The sequence below is a fragment of the Gordonia effusa NBRC 100432 genome (genome assembly GCF_000241305.1).
GTDB classification, from domain to species: Bacteria; Actinomycetota; Actinomycetes; order Mycobacteriales; family Mycobacteriaceae; genus Gordonia; species Gordonia effusa.
Genome location: NZ_BAEH01000018.1, coordinates 63,262 through 83,919, shown reverse-complemented (window position 1 = coordinate 83,919; position 20,658 = coordinate 63,262). Strand labels below are relative to the sequence as shown.

At 63.8% G+C, this 20,658-nt stretch carries 16 protein-coding genes; 10 read left to right on the top strand and 6 right to left on the bottom strand.

Annotation, left to right across the window (positions count from 1 at the left end; genetic code table 11):
* The first annotated feature begins 31 nt into the window (after positions 1 to 31).
* On the top strand, positions 32 to 436 hold the full coding sequence (locus GOEFS_RS02875) for a hypothetical protein (RefSeq protein ID WP_007316373.1): 405 nt from the start codon (positions 32 to 34) through the stop codon (positions 434 to 436).
* Positions 437 to 510: 74 nt separating this feature from the next.
* Here GOEFS_RS02875 and GOEFS_RS02870 read toward each other — a convergent pair whose 3' ends face one another.
* The 3 genes from GOEFS_RS02870 to GOEFS_RS02860 form a co-directional block, all read right to left on the bottom strand.
* A complete protein-coding gene (locus tag GOEFS_RS02870) occupies positions 511 to 1,287 on the bottom strand; it encodes an SDR family NAD(P)-dependent oxidoreductase (protein WP_040524382.1) in 777 nt (258 codons plus the stop codon).
* Positions 1,288 to 1,351: 64 nt separating this feature from the next.
* Positions 1,352 to 3,049 (bottom strand): VanW family protein, encoded by a 1,698-nt coding sequence (locus GOEFS_RS02865; RefSeq protein ID WP_050949749.1) that lies wholly within the window; start codon positions 3,047 to 3,049, stop codon positions 1,352 to 1,354.
* A gap of 274 nt (positions 3,050 to 3,323) precedes the next feature.
* Positions 3,324 to 4,643: an acetyl-CoA C-acetyltransferase gene (locus GOEFS_RS02860; protein WP_007316370.1), complete on the bottom strand. Its 1,320-nt coding sequence runs from the start codon at positions 4,641 to 4,643 to the stop codon at positions 3,324 to 3,326.
* Between the two features lie 129 nt (positions 4,644 to 4,772).
* Between GOEFS_RS02860 and GOEFS_RS02855 the strand changes: the two genes are divergently transcribed.
* Positions 4,773 to 6,143 (top strand): 3-oxoacyl-ACP reductase, encoded by a 1,371-nt coding sequence (locus tag GOEFS_RS02855; RefSeq protein WP_007316369.1) that lies wholly within the window; start codon positions 4,773 to 4,775, stop codon positions 6,141 to 6,143.
* Positions 6,143 to 7,036 (top strand): MaoC/PaaZ C-terminal domain-containing protein, encoded by an 894-nt coding sequence (locus GOEFS_RS02850; protein ID WP_040524359.1) that lies wholly within the window; start codon positions 6,143 to 6,145, stop codon positions 7,034 to 7,036. Before GOEFS_RS02855 ends, GOEFS_RS02850 begins: the two co-directional genes overlap by 1 nt.
* A gap of 232 nt (positions 7,037 to 7,268) precedes the next feature.
* Here the strand turns inward: GOEFS_RS02850 and GOEFS_RS02845 are convergent, their stop codons facing one another.
* A complete protein-coding gene (locus GOEFS_RS02845) occupies positions 7,269 to 7,889 on the bottom strand; it encodes a TetR/AcrR family transcriptional regulator (RefSeq protein ID WP_007316367.1) in 621 nt (206 codons plus the stop codon).
* A 96-nt stretch (positions 7,890 to 7,985) separates the two neighbouring features.
* Positions 7,986 to 9,194, bottom strand: a complete 1,209-nt coding sequence (locus tag GOEFS_RS02840; RefSeq protein WP_170323123.1) for a glycoside hydrolase family 3 N-terminal domain-containing protein — start codon at positions 9,192 to 9,194, stop codon at positions 7,986 to 7,988.
* Between the two features lie 88 nt (positions 9,195 to 9,282).
* On the opposite strand from GOEFS_RS02840, the gene GOEFS_RS02835 reads away from it, so the two are divergent.
* The 6 genes from GOEFS_RS02835 (at position 9,283) to speB (ending at position 17,837) form a co-directional block, all read left to right on the top strand.
* A complete protein-coding gene (locus GOEFS_RS02835) occupies positions 9,283 to 9,804 on the top strand; it encodes a universal stress protein (RefSeq protein ID WP_245549755.1) in 522 nt (173 codons plus the stop codon).
* Positions 9,805 to 9,854: 50 nt separating this feature from the next.
* Positions 9,855 to 10,058 carry a DUF2613 family protein gene (locus GOEFS_RS02830; protein WP_007316364.1) on the top strand — a complete coding sequence of 68 codons (204 nt, stop codon included), beginning with the start codon at positions 9,855 to 9,857 and terminating at the stop codon, positions 10,056 to 10,058.
* A 3-nt stretch (positions 10,059 to 10,061) separates the two neighbouring features.
* A complete protein-coding gene (locus GOEFS_RS02825) occupies positions 10,062 to 14,279 on the top strand; it encodes an alpha-(1->3)-arabinofuranosyltransferase domain-containing protein (RefSeq protein WP_007316363.1) in 4,218 nt (1,405 codons plus the stop codon).
* Positions 14,280 to 14,356: 77 nt separating this feature from the next.
* Positions 14,357 to 15,133, top strand: coding sequence for a carbon-nitrogen hydrolase family protein (locus tag GOEFS_RS02820; protein WP_007316362.1), 777 nt, complete (start codon positions 14,357 to 14,359; stop codon positions 15,131 to 15,133).
* Positions 15,134 to 15,142: 9 nt separating this feature from the next.
* Positions 15,143 to 16,828: a flavin monoamine oxidase family protein gene (locus GOEFS_RS02815; protein WP_007316361.1), complete on the top strand. Its 1,686-nt coding sequence runs from the start codon at positions 15,143 to 15,145 to the stop codon at positions 16,826 to 16,828.
* 19 nt (positions 16,829 to 16,847) lie between these two features.
* A complete protein-coding gene (gene speB, locus GOEFS_RS02810) occupies positions 16,848 to 17,837 on the top strand; it encodes an agmatinase (RefSeq protein ID WP_007316360.1) in 990 nt (329 codons plus the stop codon).
* A 27-nt stretch (positions 17,838 to 17,864) separates the two neighbouring features.
* On the opposite strand, the gene GOEFS_RS02805 is transcribed toward speB, so the two are convergent.
* Positions 17,865 to 19,013 carry an acyltransferase family protein gene (locus GOEFS_RS02805; protein ID WP_007316359.1) on the bottom strand — a complete coding sequence of 383 codons (1,149 nt, stop codon included), beginning with the start codon at positions 19,011 to 19,013 and terminating at the stop codon, positions 17,865 to 17,867.
* A gap of 32 nt (positions 19,014 to 19,045) precedes the next feature.
* Between GOEFS_RS02805 and pgfA the strand changes: the two genes are divergently transcribed.
* Complete coding sequence (pgfA, locus tag GOEFS_RS22735) at positions 19,046 to 20,287, top strand: cell envelope lipid trafficking protein PgfA (protein ID WP_083837216.1); 1,242 nt, start codon at positions 19,046 to 19,048, stop codon at positions 20,285 to 20,287.
* Positions 20,288 to 20,658: the final 371 nt, after the last annotated feature.

Here is a 20,658-nt window from a genome sequence, read left to right as displayed (position 1 = left end):
GTCGCCTCCGATAGCTGGTTAGCATCTGGACATGACCGGCCAGACAGCAGCTTCCCGACTGCTCCCGCGCGCGATGTGGCTGTTGCTTGTCGCCGCCATCATCGGTGCGATCGTGGTGTGGGCCGCCCATCGCAGCGACACCACATTGACCGTGACGCTATTCATCATCACCGGTATTCCGACGGCCATCGGTTGCGGTCTGCTCGCTCTCTTCGTTGTTCTGCAGGCGTTCGATTCGAACTCGGTGCTGCGTGGCCGGGCGTTGGGGCCGGTGGCCGTCCTCCTGGCGTTCGTCGGCATCCTCGCCGAGATCATCGCGATCTCGCAAGCCAGCCACGCCCCTGATCCCACGTGGCATTATCCGTTGATCGCGATGGGAGTGGCTGCCGGCGCTGCGGTCTTGATCGTCATCGTCGGTGTCCTGGCAGACGGGTAGGCATAACCGAACTAAACGCAACGGGCCCGACACCTAGTAGGTGTCGGGCCCAACTGCTGCGAGCTAGTTCGTGTCTACTTCGGTGGCATCCGGATGCCGCCGTCGACGCGGATGACCTCGGCGTTCATGTAGGAGTTGGTGATCAGCTCCTCAACCATCGACGCCAGCTCGTCCGGCACGCCGAGACGCTTGGGGAACAGCACGCTCTCGCCCAGCTTCGCCTTGAACGCCTCCGACTCGGGGCCGGTGCCGTAGATGGGGGTGTCGATGAGACCGGGGGCGATGCAGTTGACGCGCACGCCGACGGCGGACAGGTCACGGGCGACCGGCAAGGTCATGCCGACTACGCCGCCCTTCGACGACGAGTACGCGGCCTGACCGATCTGCCCGTCGAATGCCGCGACACTGGCGAGGTTGACAATCGCGCCGCGTTCGCCGCTCTCGTTGGGCTCGTTGCGGCTCATGGCGGTGGCACTCAGGCGGACCGTGTCGAAGGTGCCGACCAGGTTGATCGCGATGACCTTCTTGTACAGATCCAGGTTATGCGCGGAGGCGAACTCACCGTCTTTGCCGACGGTGCGCTGCGCCCAGCCGATGCCGGCCGAGTTAACGACGGCTTTCAGCGGGCCGAGTTCAGTGGCTTTATTGACCGCTGCCTCGATCTGGGCGGTGTCGGTCACGTCGACCGTGACGAAGGTGCCACCGATCTCCTTGGCCAGGGCCTCGCCGTCTTCGGCTTTCAGGTCGGCGATGACCACCTTGGCGCCACGAGCCGCCAGACGACGGGCCGACGCCGCACCGATACCCGATGCACCACCGGTCACAATTGCACTTGCTCCATTGATATCCATGTGACCGAGCATACGTTCGGTGCAACACGTGTCAGCGCCGGACCCCTAAAGCTGTTCGGAAAGACTACTTACACACGACATTCGGTTCGGGGTCATACTTGACCGTCCGAGTGTGCCGCGACCGCTCCGCGCCGGTTTTGATATCGGTGATGACCCGCGTGTTCGACGCGGTGAACCCGCGCTGCCCGCTCGACGCCAAACAGTCGTCACCCCGGGGCAATTCGATCTTGGACGGATCGGTGTAGGCATACCTCTCACCGGTAATCGATTGCACCTCAACAGTTTTCGTCGACCAGAAACGAACCATCACCGACGACGGCGTCCACTGCGTCTCGATGTAGATCCCCGACTTGGTGTTATTTCGGAACACCAGGTCAATGGCGCCCTCGAAGACCGTCGCCTCCCGTGCCTCGGGATACCGCGAGATGTAATAGGCGTGTTCGGTGTGGTCGACATCTTCCAGTCCGGCGAAATACGAGGCGTTGTACAGCGTCGTCGCGAATTGAGAAATGCCGCCTCCGACGGCCTTCGCGGCCCGACCGTGGTCGATGATCGTCGAGTCAACATAGCCCTGCGCGGTTCCGCGCGGTCCGGTGTAGCCGTTGAGTGAAAACTTCTTGCCCGGCAACACAATTGCGCCATTGACCTCTTGCGCGACCAATCGGATATTCTCCCCCGATGCCGAGCTGAATCCGCCGGTGGTGAAGTCGCTCACCACCTCTTTGATGCCGAGCCCGCGCGCCTTTGCGGTATCAAGCGCGGGTTTGCGCTGTGTGTAGGCGACCGTGACGCGACGGTCTGACGCCGCAAGGCCGACGACACCGAGTTGCTGGCTGGTTTTCGACCAATCGACGCTCTGCCCTTCGCGCGACGGCACCACCTTTGGCGCACCTCCAACGAGGCTGAAGGTCGCGTTGACCGGACGACTCTCGGTCTTCCCCAAGGCGGCACCCGCCACCCGGGTCAACTTCTTAGGATCGACGTTCGGCCGCAAGCCGCCCTTGCCATCCGGGCCGAAAGTCGTGACCTCACCCAGTTGCGCCGCGCTCAGTGTTACCCCAGAGCCACGACCGTCGAGGCGGACCGATTGCGCCACATAGGTCTTCGCGGGGCCGTCCACGGTCTGCTGCACCACGGCGGAACTCACCGTCGGCGAGAACGACTCCATCGGCAAATCCACGACGTGCCCCTCACTCGCCCTCAGCCAGTTGGCCACCACGACCTGCCTGGCTGCCGCACGGTTGATCCGCAGTCCAGCCGACGGCAGGTCGCCGACCGGCGTGACGCCGTCGCGTGTAACCGCGAAATGAACGCCACCCTCCACCGCGGCCTTCTCCAACTCGGCCCGCTTGGCGTCGAGTGCGGCATCGAACTTGGCATTGTCGAGGCTGATCGCGGGTTGCACCTCGGTATCTCGGCCGAACAACGACATCAGTCGAGTCCATAGCCCTCGAGGTTGTTTCATGGCGCGATCGACGGTGGCGTCAGCATCGAATGACAAACCGAGCTCGTCGGCGGTGAAAGTCACCGAACCCGACGTCGTTCGGAGTTGCACTGGACTGGCGGCCACCGCGTGCAGCCGGTCGACGGCCGCGGCGACGTCGGGACGTTCCTTATTGCCGACCGAGATGCCCGCTACCGTGGCGCCGCGCGCACTATGTCCATGCGTCGCAACCAAATCGACCGACAACACCAAGGTCAGAGCTAACACCAGGGCGATCGCGCACTGCGCGGCGCGTCTGCCTCGCCGAGTTCGTCTCACCTTCTACACCTTCGGGTCGACGCGATCGCGCCGGGAGTGAATTGTCGATTGACTACTGCCCAAGATATAGAGGCTCCGACCAAGCTGCCGGGTCGGGGGTCTGGCAGCTCGATCGGAGCCACCCGGTATATCTGCCGGGTGACCACGTTCGTTACATGGTTGGGGAAAGTTTTTCGGTCGATCTGCGATCGGGCGCTGAGCAGCATCATCGGGGGACAAAACCGGCCGCCTCTGACATCCAGAAGCGGCCGGTTTGTCGTTGTATCGAACGCAATCAGCCTTCGATGATCGCGGTGACGCCCTGGCCGCCTGCCGCACAGATCGAGATCAGCGCACGACCACCGCCGTTCTCCCGAATCCGCTTGGCCGCCTGCGCGACGATGCGTCCGCCGGTCGCCGCGAACGGGTGGCCCGCAGCGAGAGAGGAGCCGTTGACGTTGAGCTTGCTGCGGTCGATGGAACCGAGCGCCTTGTCCAGGCCGAGGCGTTCCTTGCAGTATTCCTCGGACTCCCACGCCTGCAATGTCGCCAGCACGACGGACGCGAAAGCCTCGTGGATCTCGTAGAAGTCGAAGTCCTGCAAGGTCAGGCCGTTGCGCTCGAGCAGACGCGGCACCGCGTAGGTCGGAGCCATCAGCAGGCCGTCGGGTCCGTTGATGTAGTCGACCGCAGCGGTTTCGCTGTCTACGAAGTAGGCGAGGACCGGCAACTTCTTCTCGGCGGCCCATTCGTCGGTGGCCAGCAGAACTGCCGACGCACCGTCGGTGAGCGGCGTCGAGTTGCCCGCGGTCATCGTCGCGTCGCCGAGCGAAACACCGAAGACCGGCTTCAGCTTGGCGAGCTTCTCCGCGGTCGAATCGCCGCGCAGGTTCTGATCACGAGTCAGGCCCATGAACGGAGTGATGAGATCGTCGAAGAATCCGTCGTCGTACGCCTTGGCCATGTTCTGGTGGCTCGCGGCGGCCAGCGCGTCCTGCTCATCACGCTTGACGCCGAATTCCTTGGCGGTGATCGCCGCGTGCTCACCCATCGACATACCGGTACGCGGTTCGCCGTTGCGGGGGATCTCGATACCGAGCTTGGTAGCCAGCTTGGCTGCGGCGAGCAACTGGTCCTTGGTGCTGCGAGCGCGGTTGACTTCGAGCATCTGTCGGCGCATCGACTCCGAGACACCGATCGGGGCATCGGAGGTGGTATCGACGCCACCGCCGACTGCGGAGTCATACCGACCTGCGGCGATGCCGTCGGCGACGATGGTGATCGCCTGTAGGCCGGTGCCACACGCCTGCTGGACGTCGAGGCCGGGGGTGTACGGCGAAAGCGCCGAACCGAGGACACTCTCCCGGATCAGGTTGAAGTCGCGCGAATGTTTGAGCACCGCGCCGCCGGCAACCATGCCGAGTCGCTCACCCTGCAGGTTGAACCGGCTGACCAGGCCCGACAGCGCGGCGGTGAACATGTCCTGGTTACTCGCGGTGGCGTACGCCTTGTCCTGGCGCGCGAACGGAATGCGATTGCCACCGAGGATGGCGACGGGGCGTTGCTGACGCGCGGCGGGCTTCGCCGCCGTCTTGCGAGATGTGCTGTTTGCCACGGAAGGCTCCTTGAGGAGTTGAATGTAACTGCTATGGAGTATTCTTACTCATCAGTAAGTTCCCTGTCGACCTAACCCCCCGGTCGCTTTCATCACAGCCGACCGCACACACCCCTCGAAGGAGTCGCAGTGTCCGCCAAAGGCAGCACCGATCTGTACTCAACATTCGTCACTTCGGGCCCCGGTTCGTTCATCGCGAGCCGCGTCGGCCTGCCCCAGCCCCCGAGCCTGCGCCGATACTCGGCGTCGAAGCCCGCTCTGGGCGGACCGGTTCTGCTCGGCGGCGAAGGCCGTCTGGTCGAGCCGCTCCGGGAGATCCTGGGCTCCGACGGTTCAGGCTACGACCTGATCAGCAACAACACCACCGGCCGTGGCGCCGACAAGCTCGGCGCCGTCGTCTTCGACGCCACCGGCATCACCGACTCGGCCGGCCTGGCCGCGCTGTACGAGTTCTTCGCGCCCGCGATGCGTTCGAGTGGGAACTCCGCACGCTTCGTAGTCCTGGGCACCACACCGGAACTGACCCGCAAGCCCGACGAGCAGATCGCCCAGCGCGCCCTCGAAGGCTTCACCCGCTCACTCGGCAAAGAACTGCGCAACGGCGCGACCGCCCAGCTCGTTTACGTGTCGCCCAAGGCCAAGACCGGCCTGTCGGGTGTCGAATCGACTATTCGATTCCTGCTGTCGGGTAAGTCGGCCTACGTCGATGCCCAGGTGATCCGGATCGGCGACGCCGATTCCACCGCCCCCGCGGATTGGGACAAGCCGCTGGCCGGCAAGGTCGCCGTGGTGACCGGCGCCGCCCGGGGCATCGGCGCCACCATCGCCGAAGTCCTGGCCCGCGACGGCGCCCACGTCATCGCCGCCGACATCCCGGGCGCCGGTGAGGCACTGTCGGAGACCGCCAACAAGGTGAAGGGCACGGCATTCCCGCTCGACGTCACCGCCGACGACGCCGGCACCAAGCTCGCCGAGCACGTCCTGGAGCGTCACGGCGGCGTCGATATCATCGTCAACAATGCCGGCATCACCCGCGACAAGCTGCTCGCCAACATGGACGACGCTCGCTGGAATTCCGTTATCGGTGTGAATCTCATTGCGCCGCAACGTCTAGTCGACGAATTGGTCGCTAAGAATGCTCTGCGCAAGGGTGGCGCCGTCGTCGACGTCTCCTCTATCGCCGGCATCGCGGGTAACCGCGGCCAGACCAACTACGGCGCCTCCAAGGCCGGTGTCATCGGCCTGGTCGACGCCTACGCGCCGATCCTCGCCAAGAAGGGCATCACCATCAACGCGGTGGCACCCGGCTTCATCGAGACCGCGATGACCGCGGCCATCCCGCTGGCGACTCGCGAGGTCGGTCGTCGGATGAACTCGCTGCAGCAGGGCGGTCAGACGATCGACGTCGCCGAGACTGTCGCATATTTCGCCAGCCCAGCGTCGAATGCGGTGACTGGCAACGTGGTTCGCGTTTGCGGCCAGAGCCTCCTGGGTGCGTGATGAGTAAAGTGATCACGCTCGATAAGGCGCCGTCGAACGCCGCGCTATACAGCCGCGCTATCCAGGCACTGCTTCCGATAATCGGCAAGTCGGGACCGATCAAGGCTGATGCCAACCTGCCCGACGTTGTCTACAAGTTGACGAACGTACCGACCGATCTGGGTCGGCAGCAGGAATATTGCCGCACGACCGGCTTGCAGTTCGGTCCGCATCTGCCGCTGACCTACCCGTTCGTTCTCCAGTTCCCACTGGTCATGAAGACACTCGTCGATCCGAAGTTCCCGTTCGGCGCAGTAGGTTCGGTCCACGCGGAGAACAAGATTCGCCGCTACCGCCTGATCGAGAATGGTGAGCCGCTGTCGATTTCGACGCGAGCGCATGATCTGCGCGAGCATCGCAAGGGCATGCTGATCGACATCACCTCGCGCTTTCACGTCGGCAACGAGTTGGTCGCCGAACAGACCGGCACCTTCCTGTCGCAGCAACGGACCAGCTTGTCCGGTGGCGAGCGTGGACCGGTCCCCAAGGAGACCACTCCCCCGCCGCCGGACGCGGTTTTGGCGGTCAACCTCGGACAGATCCGCAATTATGCGGAAGCGTCGGGCGATCGCAACCCGATCCACATGTCCAACCTGTCCGCCAAGGCTTTTGGCTTCCCGCAGGCCATCGCCCACGGAATGTGGAGTGCCGCAGCGTCGATCGCCAACGTCGAGGCTCAATTGCCCGAGGCGGTCGAGTACAAGGTGCGCTTCGGCAAGCCGATCCTGTTGCCCGCCAAGGTGAATTTGTACACACACAAGGCAAGCGACGCCGACGGCATCGGCTACGACATCTCGTTGCTGAACCGCCGCAAGGGATATCCGCATCTGACCGCGACAGTGCGGGCACTGTAGGTATCAGTTCTGGTTCGTAGAAACGCACCGAGGGTTACTGCCCTCGGTGCGTTTTTCGTTGGTGGTCGAGAGTTTAGGCGGTGGTTGCGGGGTCTCGATACACCTCGTCGCTAGCGCTCCTCGGCACTCGACCACCGGTTGGGGGTACTCGACCACCGGTTGGGGGTACTCGACCACCTGAGGGGGTACTCGGCTAGCTGTGGGGCACTCGACCACCGGCAGCCAGAATCAGCTATTCGGCAGGTTCTACATTCCCGTGCGTCCCAACGCCTTTCAGTCCGCGCCAGGTGATCCCGACCAGTAGGTCGGTTGCCGTCTCCAGGTCAACGTCACCTTCGGAAATTCGGTCGGCGACCGCTTCGCCTGCTCCGACGAGCGCGACGGCGGTGAGTTCGAAGTCAATCTCCTGCGCGCTACTCACAGTGGTTCCACGTCTGATGAGTTCGGCGACCATCTCGGTGATCCGCTGACGACTGGTCGCGACAAGATCGGCAAACGTCGTCGTGCCGACCGCGACTCGGTACAGCACTCGCCACGATTCCTGATTCTGATCGACGAACCTCAGGAATTCCTTGATAACGGTGCGTGCCTGATCACGTTGCCGCAGAGCCGGATTGAACCCGACGGCCATCGCATCCATGAACTTCGACGACTCGCGATCGATGCAGGCCGCGAACAACTCTTCCTTTGAGCCGTAGTACAGATACAACATCGGCTTGGAGATCTCGGCCTTGGCGGCGATGGAGTCCATCGACGTCTCCCGGAAGCCGTTGTCGGCGAAGACGGTGACCGCGGCGTCGAGCATCTGCTGCTCGCGTACAGCCCGTGGCAGGCGTTTGGTTCCACCGGCCATCGGGTCACCTCCAACGAAGATTCAGTCGTACCTTGTCGTCCAAACTTACCAGTCAGTAATATGTGATGGGCCTCCCACGCCGAAACAGACCACGACTCAGCAGGTCAACACGCCCTTAGCCCGCAGAATCCGCACCACCGAGCGATCAACCCGCGCCGACGACAACGTCCCGCGATCCATCGCGCGTTCCAGCGCATCCAGAACGGTCGGCACCTTATCGGTCGACAGCCATAGGGCGATGTCGCTGCCAGCACGCAACGCCATCGGAACCGCCTGCTCAATCGGATATTTGGCGCTGATAGCGGCCATCCCCGACAGATCGTCGGAGAAGACAACGCCGTTAAACGGCGGCCCGCCGTACCCCTTGCCGGTCCGCAGCATGCCGATGGCGCGTGCGTTCACACTCGCGGGCAACTCGGTACCGGTCAGACCCGGCACGATGAGATGGCCGACCATCGCACCGACGCCGGGCATCTTGAGCAGCGTCCGATAGGGCACCAAGTCGCTGGTGCGCAGTTGCGCGAGCGGTGGCGTACGCACGGTTCCCGTATGCGAGTCCCCCGATCCGTGGCCGTGACCGGGGAAGTGTTTGAAGACCGGCATGATGCCGGCGTCCTGCAGCCCCTGCGCGAACGCCTGCGCGTATTTGGTCACTGTCGCCGGATCATTCGAGAATGACCGGTCGCCGATCACTTCATCGGCGGACTCGTTGCTGACGTCGGCGTCCGGTGCGAAGTCGACGGTGATTCCGAGTCGTTTGAGCTGTTTGCCGACCGACGCCGCGAGGGCTCGGGTCTGCGCCGGGGTCTTGGTCGCGGCGAGTTCCCGCGCCGACGGGCTGTCGACACCGATCTTGCTGAGCCGCGACACCCGACCGCCCTCATGGTCGACAGTGACCATCAAGGGTGTTTTGGACTTACGTGAAATACGTTGCACCGCACCGGAAGTCAAGATCGACAGATCGGTCCAGCTGCCGATGAACAACCCGCCGACCTTCTCCGACTGAACGATCCGCTCGGCGTCGGCGGCCCCTGTCACGCCGACGACAAGCATCTGTGCGAGCTTTTCCCGCCGGGTCATCTTCGCGAGTTCCGTTGCACCACAACCATTGGCGACCGGCAACGCGGACGGCGCGGCACTCGAACTCGACGCTGCCGAGGTATACACCGATGTACTCGACACCGGACTCGGTCCGGCTGAATCTCCGCTCGTACAGGCAACCGCCGTGGTTGCCGCGATGCCCACGCTCACCGCGCACATCGCGGTACGACGCAGCTTCGCAACCGTCATCCTGGAAAATGCCATGCCCACGAGTCTGACATGTACCCACCCGCCGCGGGTACCGGCGTCGAAACCGCCACCGTCGATCCCGTCCCTGCACTACCCTGGGGCCATGAGTGGCGACCACTCGCAGGAAAATCCCCGAACCGTCATGATGATCGCCTACGACGGTTCATCGAACGCTGATCGTGCCATCGAGTACGCCGGCAGGTTCCTCAACTCCAACGACGCCTACGTGGTGACCGCCTGGGAACCGGGGTCGGCGAGCCCGGCACGCCTGTCCAGCCTCGCGGCCGGATTTGGGCCATTGCCGGACACCACCCTCGATGCCGACATCGACGAAGCTATCCGCGCCGAAGCGCAAACGATCAATACCCGCGGTCTGGAATTGGCCGCGGCAAGCGGGCTGACGGCGAAAGGTTCGCTGGTCGAAGTGGAGTCGACGGTGTGGGGCGCACTTGTCGCGGCTGCCGACGCGCTGAAGGTCGATCTGCTGGTCACCGGCACGCGGGGCTCGTCGGGATTACGCGCTTTGTTGCACAGCAGCGTCGCGCAGCGGGTCCTGCAACACTGTCATCGACCGGTATTCGTGGTCCCCGAACACTGTGATCAGCCGCCCGTCGTGCATCCCTAAGCCCGCGCGCATCATCAGACACACAGGTTCGGGATGGTAACTTCGTCGCCATGACCTCGAACCGACTGATAGCAGGTGCCGTCGCCGCAGTGGCGGGCGTCATCATCGGGTTGGGTTCGGTTGTTCTGGGTGGACTGCTGAGCGCCGACAACAGCCCGGCAACAGACCTCAACAACGTCAATCCCAATAACGGCTTCATTCAGGGGTCCGTCGACTACGGTTCGCGCGGCGACGGCGGCAATAGCAACAACTAGCCGATGGCGCAGCCGGCATTGTCACGTCGCGGCGTGGCATGGGTAGCGCTGGCGGCACTGCTTCTGTCCTTCGCCCAGGCTCCCGGACGCCTGGCCGCGGACACCAAACTCGACCTGACCGCTAATCCATTAGGTTTCCTTCAGCGCGCAGTACATCTCTGGACACCGACCGCTCCGATGGGTCAGGTGCAGAACCAGGCCTACGGCTACTTCTTTCCGCACGGCGCCTTCTACGCACTCGGCGAACTGTGCCACCTGCCTCCGTGGGTGACGCAGCGGCTGTGGTGGGCGGTGCTGCTCTTCATCGGCTTCGTGGGGATCGTGCGGCTCGCCGAACTGATCGGCGTCGGATCGCCGACGTCGCGGCTGATCGCGGCCACCGCATTCGTCTTGAGTCCTCGTGTCTTGACGACGCTTGGGTCCATCTCGTCGGAGACGTTGCCGATGATGTTGGCCCCCTGGGTGCTGATACCCGTGATCCGCGCACTCGATTCCGACCGTTCCGACGCTGATCCACCGTTGTGGCGTCTGGCTTTTCAGTCGGCCGCTGCCATCGCACTCATGGGTGCGGTCAATGCGGTGGCGACCGTAGCCGCCTGCGGCGTATCGATTCTCTGGTATCTGATGCACCGCCCAACCGCGCGTTGGGCTCGATTCGGCGCCTGGTGGATCAGCGGCGCCGTCGCGGCTTGCGCGTGGTGGGTCGTGCCGCTGCTGATTCTCTCGCGAGTAAGCCCACCATTCCTCGACTACATCGAATCCTCGCGTGTCACAACAGAATGGACCTCGCTGTCCGAGGTCTTGCGCGGAACGAGTTCGTGGACACCATTCGTCTCCCCCGAGCGAGTCGCCGGGTCGATTCTGGTGACCCAGCCGGCCGCCGTCGTGGCTACCGGCATAGTGGTAGCCGCCGGTCTGGCCGGATTATCGATGCGGCAGATGCCTTTTCGACGTCGGTTCGTTGTCATCGCGACCGTCGGGATTGTGCTGATCTGCATCGGTTACGTCGGCGGGCTCGGATCACCGATCGCCGAACCCATCCGGGTATTCCTCGACGGCGCCGGCGCGCCACTGCGCAATGTACACAAACTCGAGCCGCTGATTCGGATTCCCGCCGTACTCGGCTTGGCACACCTACTCGCGCGCGCACCGCTTCCCGGCGCAGTGCCACTTCGAAAATCGTTGTCCGCCTTGGCACATCCTCAGAAGTCGAAGACTGCCGCGGCGAGTATCGTCATTCTCGTCGCGCTACTCGGCGCCGGCTCGGTCGCCTGGACCGGCGGCCTGGCCGGAAACGACACCTATCGCGATCTGCCCGGCTACTGGCGCGATACGGCACGGTTCTTGGATCAGCAAGCCGCAGGCGCGAACTTCACACATCCCAGCCGGGCGCTAGTGGTACCCGGATCACCCTTCGCACAACAACTCTGGGGTTTCACTCGCGACGAACCGATCCAGCCGCTCGCGACTACACCGTGGGCGGTTCGTGACTCCATTCCGTTAGTGCCGCCCGAAGCCATCCGAGCGATGGACTCGGTACAGCGCGCCATCGCCGACGGTCGCCCCTCCCCGGGACTCGCCGCCACCCTCGCACAGCAGGGCATCGGATACGTCGTCCTTCGAGCCGACCTCACCCCGACTGAATCACGTTCGGCCCGACCACTATTGGCGCAGCATGCCCTGGCAGGGTCACCCGGACTGCGTAAGGTCGCGCAATTCGGACCCGACGTCGGTCCGACAACCGTCGACGGAGTCGTCGTCGACGACGGGTTACGGCCAAAAATGCCGGCGATTCAGATTTTTGCCGTGACCGGCGGTGTTGCGTTCGACGGCACCGGACCGGTACTTACTGATCTCGATAGCCTGCCGCGGATAAGCGGTGGCCCCGAATCCCTTGCCGCCCTGCAGGATTATCGCGCTCGCCGGGGATTTCCCGCTCTCGGCCCGGTGATCTTCGACGCCGATGCCCGACGCGCCGGACTGTCCAGGGCACCGCTGACCGTCACCGATACTCCCGTCAATCGCGAAACCGATTTCGGTCGCGTCGATGATCACAACTCGTCGACTCGATCGGTGACCGATCCGCGCCGAACAAAGAATGCCGTAGCCGACTACCCGGTTGCCGGCCAATCACTGGTGACCGGACGTTGGCTGCTGAACAACGAGCCCGACCGGGTCTGGGTCACCACATCCGGATCCGCCTCGGACGCAACACAACCCGGACAGACCTCGCCTGCAGACTCGCCGGCCGCAGCGTTCGATCACAACATCGACACGTCGTGGATCAGCGCAGGTCTCGACGCCGCCGTCGGCCAATGGCTACAGCTGAACTTCGACGCCCCCCGGTCAAATCTCGCGCTCACCCTGACCACCCACAAGGCCATCGGTCCCGACGTCACCGGCATCGTGGTCGCCACCGATACCGGTACCGCGGTTGCCCAGGGCATCGAACCAGGTGAACCGGTAACCGTAACCTTGCCCGGCGGACCTACCTCGTCCATCAAGATCCGAGCGCTACGAGTACAGGGCGGCGTCGCGGGTAATCAGTTCGCGCTCAGCGAGATCGGGGTTCGTGACCTCGCAAGCGGCACACCGCTGGACATCCGTTTTCGCGCCGACCTACCGTCGCTGCCCACCGACACTCGCGTCGCCCGCTGGTACCTGTCCCAGGAATTGGACGGCCGCGCGGCATGTGTGCCCGACGCGACGGCGATCCGCTGTTCCCCCGCGGTCGGTCGTAGTGCCGAGACATCCGGCGTGTTTTCCCGCATGCTCTCCGTGCCGGCTACGACAGACGTCGGCGCGGCTGTTGCACTTCGCCCCAAAGCGGGCACTGATCTCAATGCGGCGCTGACGGTTTCGGGAACAACGACCGCAAGCGGTCCGGCCGCGGTGACCGATCCGCGCGGTAATGCGATGGCTCTCGTCGACGGTGATGCCACCACTGTGTGGACCGCGCCGGAGTCGCAAGATCCGAAGAAGCAACCGACCGTTGTACTCAACCTTCCTGCGCCACAACGCGTTGATCGGCTCCGACTGGTCAGCCCGCGAGGCTATCCGGCGCGGCCCGTTGAAGTATTAGTCGACGCCGGCGATGGTAAGCATATTCGCCGAGTCGACCAGGACGGCTACGTCGACGTCGAAAGTGCTCGTACACAACGTATTTCGATTACCGTCCGCAAGTCGTCGGCGCTCATCGATGTCAATGGGCTGGGATTCGCTCGTCCGGCCCCACCTGGGATTGGCGAGATCGAAGTCTTTCCGGCCGCGCCGCGACCGGCACCGCTGGACCGCCAGATAGAGATCGGGTGCGATCGGGGTATTGGCATCACGGTCGCCGGTCAGGTTATGCGACTGAAGGTTTCGACCACCGCGCGCGCACTGCGTGACGGCGTCCCGGTCATCGCGCAGCCGTGTGACGCGATGCCCATTCATCTTCCGGCCGGACGCCAAGAAGTTTCGGTCAATCCATCCGGCCTGTTCAACGTAGTGGGAGTGGACCTCTCGGCACTCGACTCGGGCGCGGCAGCTGAGTCGACCTCGGCCACGATCCGCACGCCGCAGACGCCGAAATGGGATGAGGCGCATAGGCAACTAGCGGTGACCGCCACGCGTGGTGCTCAGGTGATCGTCGTGCCAGAGAGCGCCAACTCCGGGTGGCGAGCGAATCTCGGCGGGTCGCCGCTCACCTCGATCACGGTTAATGGCTGGCAGCAGGGCTGGATTGTGCCGGCCGGAAAGTCGGGCGTCGTTGACCTCACATTCCGCTTCGACAATCTCTACCGCTGGACGCTGGGCGTCGGCCTGGCACTGGTGGCCCTGCTATTGGCCGCCGCTTGGTGGCCGCGCCGCCGACCACCAGCGAGCGTCGTGCCGCAGCCATCCGAGCAATCGTCAACGGTCGCGCTCACGGTTGTAGGAACGCTAGGTGTCGCCGTATCTTCCTGGCTGTTATGCGGATGGTGGGGACTGGGTATCGCCGCGGTCGGCGCACTGGGGTACCGCTGGATACTGCACCGTCGGCGTGAACAGGCGATCCCGGTAGTCGCCTTCGTCTGCATGATCGCAGCCACGTGGTATCTCGCCGCCGGACCCTGGCATTCGCCCAGTGGCTATCACGGATTCGATTGGCTTCCACAGTTGTTCGCGCTGGTCGCCCTGAACTGTGTGTGGTGGTCGACGGTCTGTCACCGGAGCGAGCCGCACGGCGTTGACCCCTAACTCGCCAGCCCCAACCGCGAAGTTGTGGCACCATCGGGATTGTGTCCGGCTCAATCGAAGACAGTGGCGGTGCGCGAGTGCGCATCGCCCTCTCGCAGGGTCCGGCGCTCGCAATCACCGCTGAGGACAACTTGGCCGCGATCACGACGGCGGTACGTTCAGCGGCCGATGTCGGCGCCGATGTACTGGTGACACCCGAGATGTCCGCGACCGGCTACAACATCGGCGAACTATCCGGGCAGCGGGCGGAACCACCGAACGGCCCTCTCGCGTCGGCGATTTCCGAACTCGCTCAACGCCATGGCGTCGCGATTCTGTACGGATATCCGGAAATCGGTCCCGACGGCAATCGAAATACCGTCGTATTGGTCGGTCGAGATGGGATGCCGCTGGCCCGGCACCACAAGACGCATCTCTTCGGCGAACTCGACCACAGTCTGTTCGTAGCCGGCGACCAACTGGTCACCCAGACGCGATTCGCCGGCCTCACAGTCGGTTTGGCGATCTGTTACGAGGTGGAATTCCCCGAATTCGTTCGCGCGCATGCTGATGCGGGCACCGACGTGCTCCTCGTGCCGACCGGGTTGATGACTCCGTTCGACGTGGTGAGCCGGGTCGTCGTGCCGGCCCGCGCCTACGAGAATCAGATATTCGTCGTCTACGCGAATCGATGTGGCGTCGAGAATGGGCTCGAGTACTGCGGACAAAGCGTGATCGTCGGGCCGGATGGCGTCGATCTCGCCCGGGCCGGGCTGGGCGAAACACTTCTCGTCGCAGATGTCGATCCGCATGCCTTGCTCACCGGGCGTAGGGACAACACTCACCTCGCCGATCGCCGAACCGACCTTTACTAGGAGTCATCCGTGTCGATTCCCATCGCGCCCAATGGTATTGGCTCAGATGACGTGACGACGCTGACCATGTTCGGTCCCGACTTTCCGTTCGCCTACGACGACTACGTGACGAGCGGCGCGGGTATTGGATCGGTTCCCGACTACGCGCATGGCACCCGAGTCGCGGTAATCGGTGCCGGATTGTCGGGCACGCTGATCGCACATGAATTGGTCCGAATGGGTTTGCGGCCGGTGGTATACGAGGCCGATCAGATCGGCGGCCGGATGCGGTCGGTTCCGTTCGACGGCCATCCGGGGATCACCGCGGAGATGGGAGCGATGCGGTTTCCGCCGTCGTCGACAACGCTATTCCACTACCTCGACGCGATGGGGCTGCAGACCACCCCGTTCCCTAACCCGCTTTCCGAGGCGGCGCCGAGCACGGTGGTAGATCTCAAGGGCCGCAAGCATTTCGCACGTGTCCTTGATGACCTGCCCACCATCTACGCCGACGTTTCCGACGCCTGGAATCGCACCCTCGACGAATACGCGCGCGCCAAAGAGCTCGGAGCGGCAATCCGCAATCGCGATGTGGCTGGTGTTCGCGCGATCTGGTCCGACCTGGTTCGCCGCCACGACGACACGACCTTCTACGGGTTCCTCTGCCAGTCCGAAGCATTCAGCAGTTTCGCCCTGCGGGAGATCTTCGGCCAGGTGGGATTCGGCACGGGTGGCTGGGATACCGACTTCCCCAACTCCATTCTCGAGATACTGCGCGTCGTATGCACAGCGTCCGATGATCACCATCGCGGCATCGTCGGCGGCTCCAATCAACTCCCCCAACGACTTTGGTCGACGCCCGTCCAGAATGCCGCCCACTGGCCCGCTGGTACATCCGTGCAGTCGCTACACGACGGCGGCATCACTCGGCCCCGCGTGGTCGAATTGCGGCGGACACACCCCGACAAGGTCACCGTCGCCGACTCGTCGGGTCGTATCGACACCTTCGACGCCGCGGTATTCACCGGCCAGGGCTGGATGTTGCTCAACACCATCCGCACCGATGAGCGACTTCTGCCAATTGATCACTGGACCGCCATCGAGCGGACCCACTATATGGGATCGTCGAAGGTGTTCGTTCTCGTCGACCGACCGTTCTGGAAAGACATCGATCCGCGGACCGGCCGCGAAGTGATGAGTATGACCCTTACCGACCGAATGAGCCGCGGCACTTACCTTCTCGACTACGGCGACGATCGTCCCGGGCTAATCTGTCTGTCGTATACCTGGGCTGACGACTCGCTCAAACTACTCCCACTCGACGCGGTCGAACGCATGGATCTCATGCTCAAATCGCTCGCCGAAATCTATCCGGGCGTCGATATCCGCAGCCACATCATCGCCTCGCCGGTCACCCTGTCCTGGGAGACCGAGCGGGACTTCATGGGTGCGTTCAAGGCGAATCTACCCGGCCATTACCGCTACCAGCGACGCCTCTTTACTCATTTCATGCAGGACCGGCTCCCGGCCGAATACCGTGGTTTCTTCCTCGCGGGCGACGACGTGTCGTGGACCGCCGGCTGGGCCGAGGGAGCCGTCCAAACCGCACTTAATGCGTTGTGGGGCATCATGACTCACTTCGGCGGACATACCGCCGCCGAGAACCCCGGCCCCGGCGATGTTTACGACGACATCGCTCCGGTGGAACTCGATTAACAGCAGGAGGCACCCGCAGATGAAATTTCACCACCCGGCCCTGCAGACCCCGCGCATCGTCGAAGGCGGCCATATCGGCCCGGTCGACTCTTCCCAACTGCCCCGATTCGCCGGACCGGCCACCTTCGCGCGGCTGCCCCGACTCGACGAGACCGAGCATGTCGACGTGGCGGTGATGGGTGTTCCCTTCGACAGCGGGGTCTCTTATCGGCCGGGCGCGCGATTTGGCCCGGCCGGTATTCGGGAGGCCAGCCGACTGCTGCGGCCCTACAACCCAGCGAGCGATATCTCACCATTCGCCACCGTGCAGGTGGCCGACGCCGGGGATGCGGCGATAAACCCTTTCGATATCGCCGATGCCATCGACACGTTGGAACAGGCGTCGGGTGAATTCGCCCGCAGCGGAGTCAAACTCGTCACCATCGGCGGTGATCACACCATTGCGCTACCGCTATTGCGTTCTGCCGCAGCGGTTCACGGGCCGGTGGCATTGATCCACTTCGATGCCCACCTAGACACCTGGGATACCTATTTCGGCGCCGAGTACACCCACGGCACGCCGTTTCGCCGCGCCGTCGAGGAAGGAATTCTCGACACCGAGGCACTGTGCCACGTGGGCACCCGCGGACCGCTCTACGGACATAAGGATCTCGAGGTCGACCGCCGGTTCGGCTTCGGCATCTATACCAGCGCCGACGTGTTCCGACGCGGCGTCGACGAGATTGTCGATGCCCTGCGGCAGCGGGTAGGTGCCCGGCCGTTGTACGTCTCCATCGACATCGATGTGCTCGATCCCGCACACGCTCCCGGCACCGGCACCCCCGAAGCCGGCGGTTTGACCAGCCGCGAACTTCTGGAAATCCTGCGCGGGCTACGGGGTTTGCACCTGGTCGGCTCCGACGTCGTCGAGGTGGCGCCCGCATACGACCATGCCGAGATCACCAGCATCGCGGCATCACATCTGGCATATGAGTTGGTGTGCTGGTACGCGCACCTGGCAGCCCACTGAAAATGTCCCCGTGGCGTGAGCAGACGGCTATATAGCGCCTGCCCGCACCACGGGGACAGTTCCAGCAGATCGCAGCCGCGCGCGAGCGGGCTCCTCGACAAATGCGTAACTAGCCGCGGCGACGCCGACACTGAGAATCACCGTCAGCACCCACACGAGCAGAGTCGAGCCGCCGAAGGGCAAGATGCCGAATAGCCCGAAGACCACCGCCAATACCGCGACATGCCAGATGAAGATGCCATAGGACCAACGTCCGAGTGCCTGCATGACCGGCGAGTCCAGGAAACGAAAAGTGCTGTCGGCCAAGACCAATGGGGCCAAGATCGCATACCCGCAGACCGCGCCGAGAAGAATCTTGATGACGAACTGACCACTGTTCACCGCGCCAAGGCCTGTTGGGCCCGCCAACGGCGTACAGGCCAAGCCATAGGCGATAACCAGCACGGCGAACATCAGCCAGCGGCGTCGGCTCAGTTCGACAATCGCTCGCAGGGGTCGTGGCAATGGTTCGTCACCGTGGACTCGGCCGACGAGTTCGGCGAGCAGCAGCCCCGCCCCGAACCACGGGAGATGCCCGATGACCCAGTTCTTCGGCTCCAGCCCGGGTTGGGTCGGCAGTATCGACGCGAGCGGACCCCACAGCAGAGTCAACGCGAAGAACGTACAGAGAATCGGAATACGTTGTCGGGCAAGCGATCCCGATAGCCTGAGCATCGCCCACCCGATCAGCGGCAACAGCAGATAGAACATCACCTCGACCGACAGACTCCACATCTGCGTAAGTCCAGCCGTCAGCGATAGCGGCACAAAGATCTGAGTGAGCGTCAGATTCGCGCCCCATACGACGACGTCGGCGTTACGCGCCTCGGGGAGCAGCGTCAGCACAGCGACGACGACCACCACATACGCCGGCCAGATCCGTACGAACCGATGAGTGAGATATCGCCGGACGTCGGGACGCGGTCCGCCATGCGCGGCATCGACATACGGTCGCCACAGCAGAAAACCCGATAGTCCGAAGAATAGGGCGACGGCAAGATCGAGGCGGCCGAGAATCGGACCGAGCACTGGGGTCTGTACCTCACCGGTCTGAAACGCGACGTGGGTTGACAGCACACCCAGTGCTGCGACGGCGCGCATACCTTCGAGTTGCGGATAGAAGCGGGGTACAGACATCGTGAGTCAATCTACCCACTACCCTCGCCAGTATGTCGACGCCCGCGGCCAGCCATTTCTCCACGCGCGACCTCATCGGACCGACATTGATCTTCCTCGCGGCCTTCCTGCTGGCCGTGACGGTCGCGGCTCCGACCTTCCTGGTAGACAAATTCCGCAAGGTATCACTCGATACCGACGTGACCGTCGTCGCGACGTCGGCGCCAGGCACGAAATTCCTCGACGCTTGCGCCCTTGACGCCCCGGTCGCGCTGGTGCGCACAGGAGATCTACTAACCGGCCAGCGCGTCGTCGCGGTACGGCCCGCCGACGCCGATCGCGTAACGCTCCAAGCGGGAACGTCAGTCCGAGTGGCCGGTGGCAAGGCAGCAGAAGATTGCGACAACCCGACCGTCACCGCCTTCAAGGATCGCGTCACGCTCGATCGTCGGAGCGCCGCGCCCATCGCTAACCCGGTGTCGGCCGTCCAGTACGACAGCAACCGTGCCCCGGTGCCGCTGCCCCAGCGTGCGGGGGTGACTTATCTATTTCCGCGTGACCCGGCTTCCGGCCTGTCCTTCTACGACGTCGCTACCCGACGATCGGTTCCGCTGCGCGCTGCCGGCGACGCCAACGTCAACGGTCTCGACGCCGTTCGATTCACCGCCGATATCCCCGATACCGATCTGTCGACGCAGTACGGCGTCGACAACCGACCCGAACCCGGAACACTAATCACCCGACCGGCCAGGTGGTTCGGGTCGATCGACGGCGTCGCACCGTCGACACCGCTGACGGCCGCATTGCATCGCAGCGGCCAATGGTCGCTGTCGGTCGACCCCAAGACCGGGATCATCATCGACGCCGACTTCACCATCGCGCAGGAGTACCGCATCGTGAACCCAGGCACGAATGCCGCGCTGAGTGGCCTCCGATTGCCAAGTCTCGTCGCGTCATTCAGCTATGACGACACATCCCAGAAGGAACTGACCGACACCGCGCGGGCACAGTCACGACCGCAAATCATCTGGGGCCGAATCGTCCCGTTGATCGCTGGCATGCTCGGAGTTATCGCGCTGGTGGCCGGGGTCGTGCTGTTGCGACGCGGCTCCCGGCGCCCAGTTAATCGGGCCCGCTCGCTCCGCTCCCGGCGCCCAGCTTCGAAAGGTGACCCCGTACGCGAGCGTCGAGACGGTGGCAGCTACCGCGGCGATGGTGATGAGACCGGTGACGCTGTCGGCGACGAACAGGATCGCGACGGCCTCGCCGAGGATCACCAGCCACGCGATCAGTGACCAGCGGGTGCGGCCCGCCGCGATCGTCGCCAAGAGCAATACCTGCAGCAAAGACAGCGCAACGCCGGTATAGGTAAACAGCCACAGCACACCGACGACGTCGTCGTATTTCGCCCCGACGACCAGCGGCACGACACCACCACCGACAAGGGCCGCGACAATGAGCATCGCGCCGACCGCGCCCACCGCGATAAGCGCTCCGCGCACCGATCGACGGGTATGCCGAACGTCGGCCATCTGTGGGTAGAACACCACTCCGACGGCCTGCGGCAGCCAGAAGGCCACTTTCAATGCGACGGCACCGACCGCGTACACACCCGCGTCAGTTTCACTGAGCACGGTCCGCGACATGAGCAGATCCAATGACGATG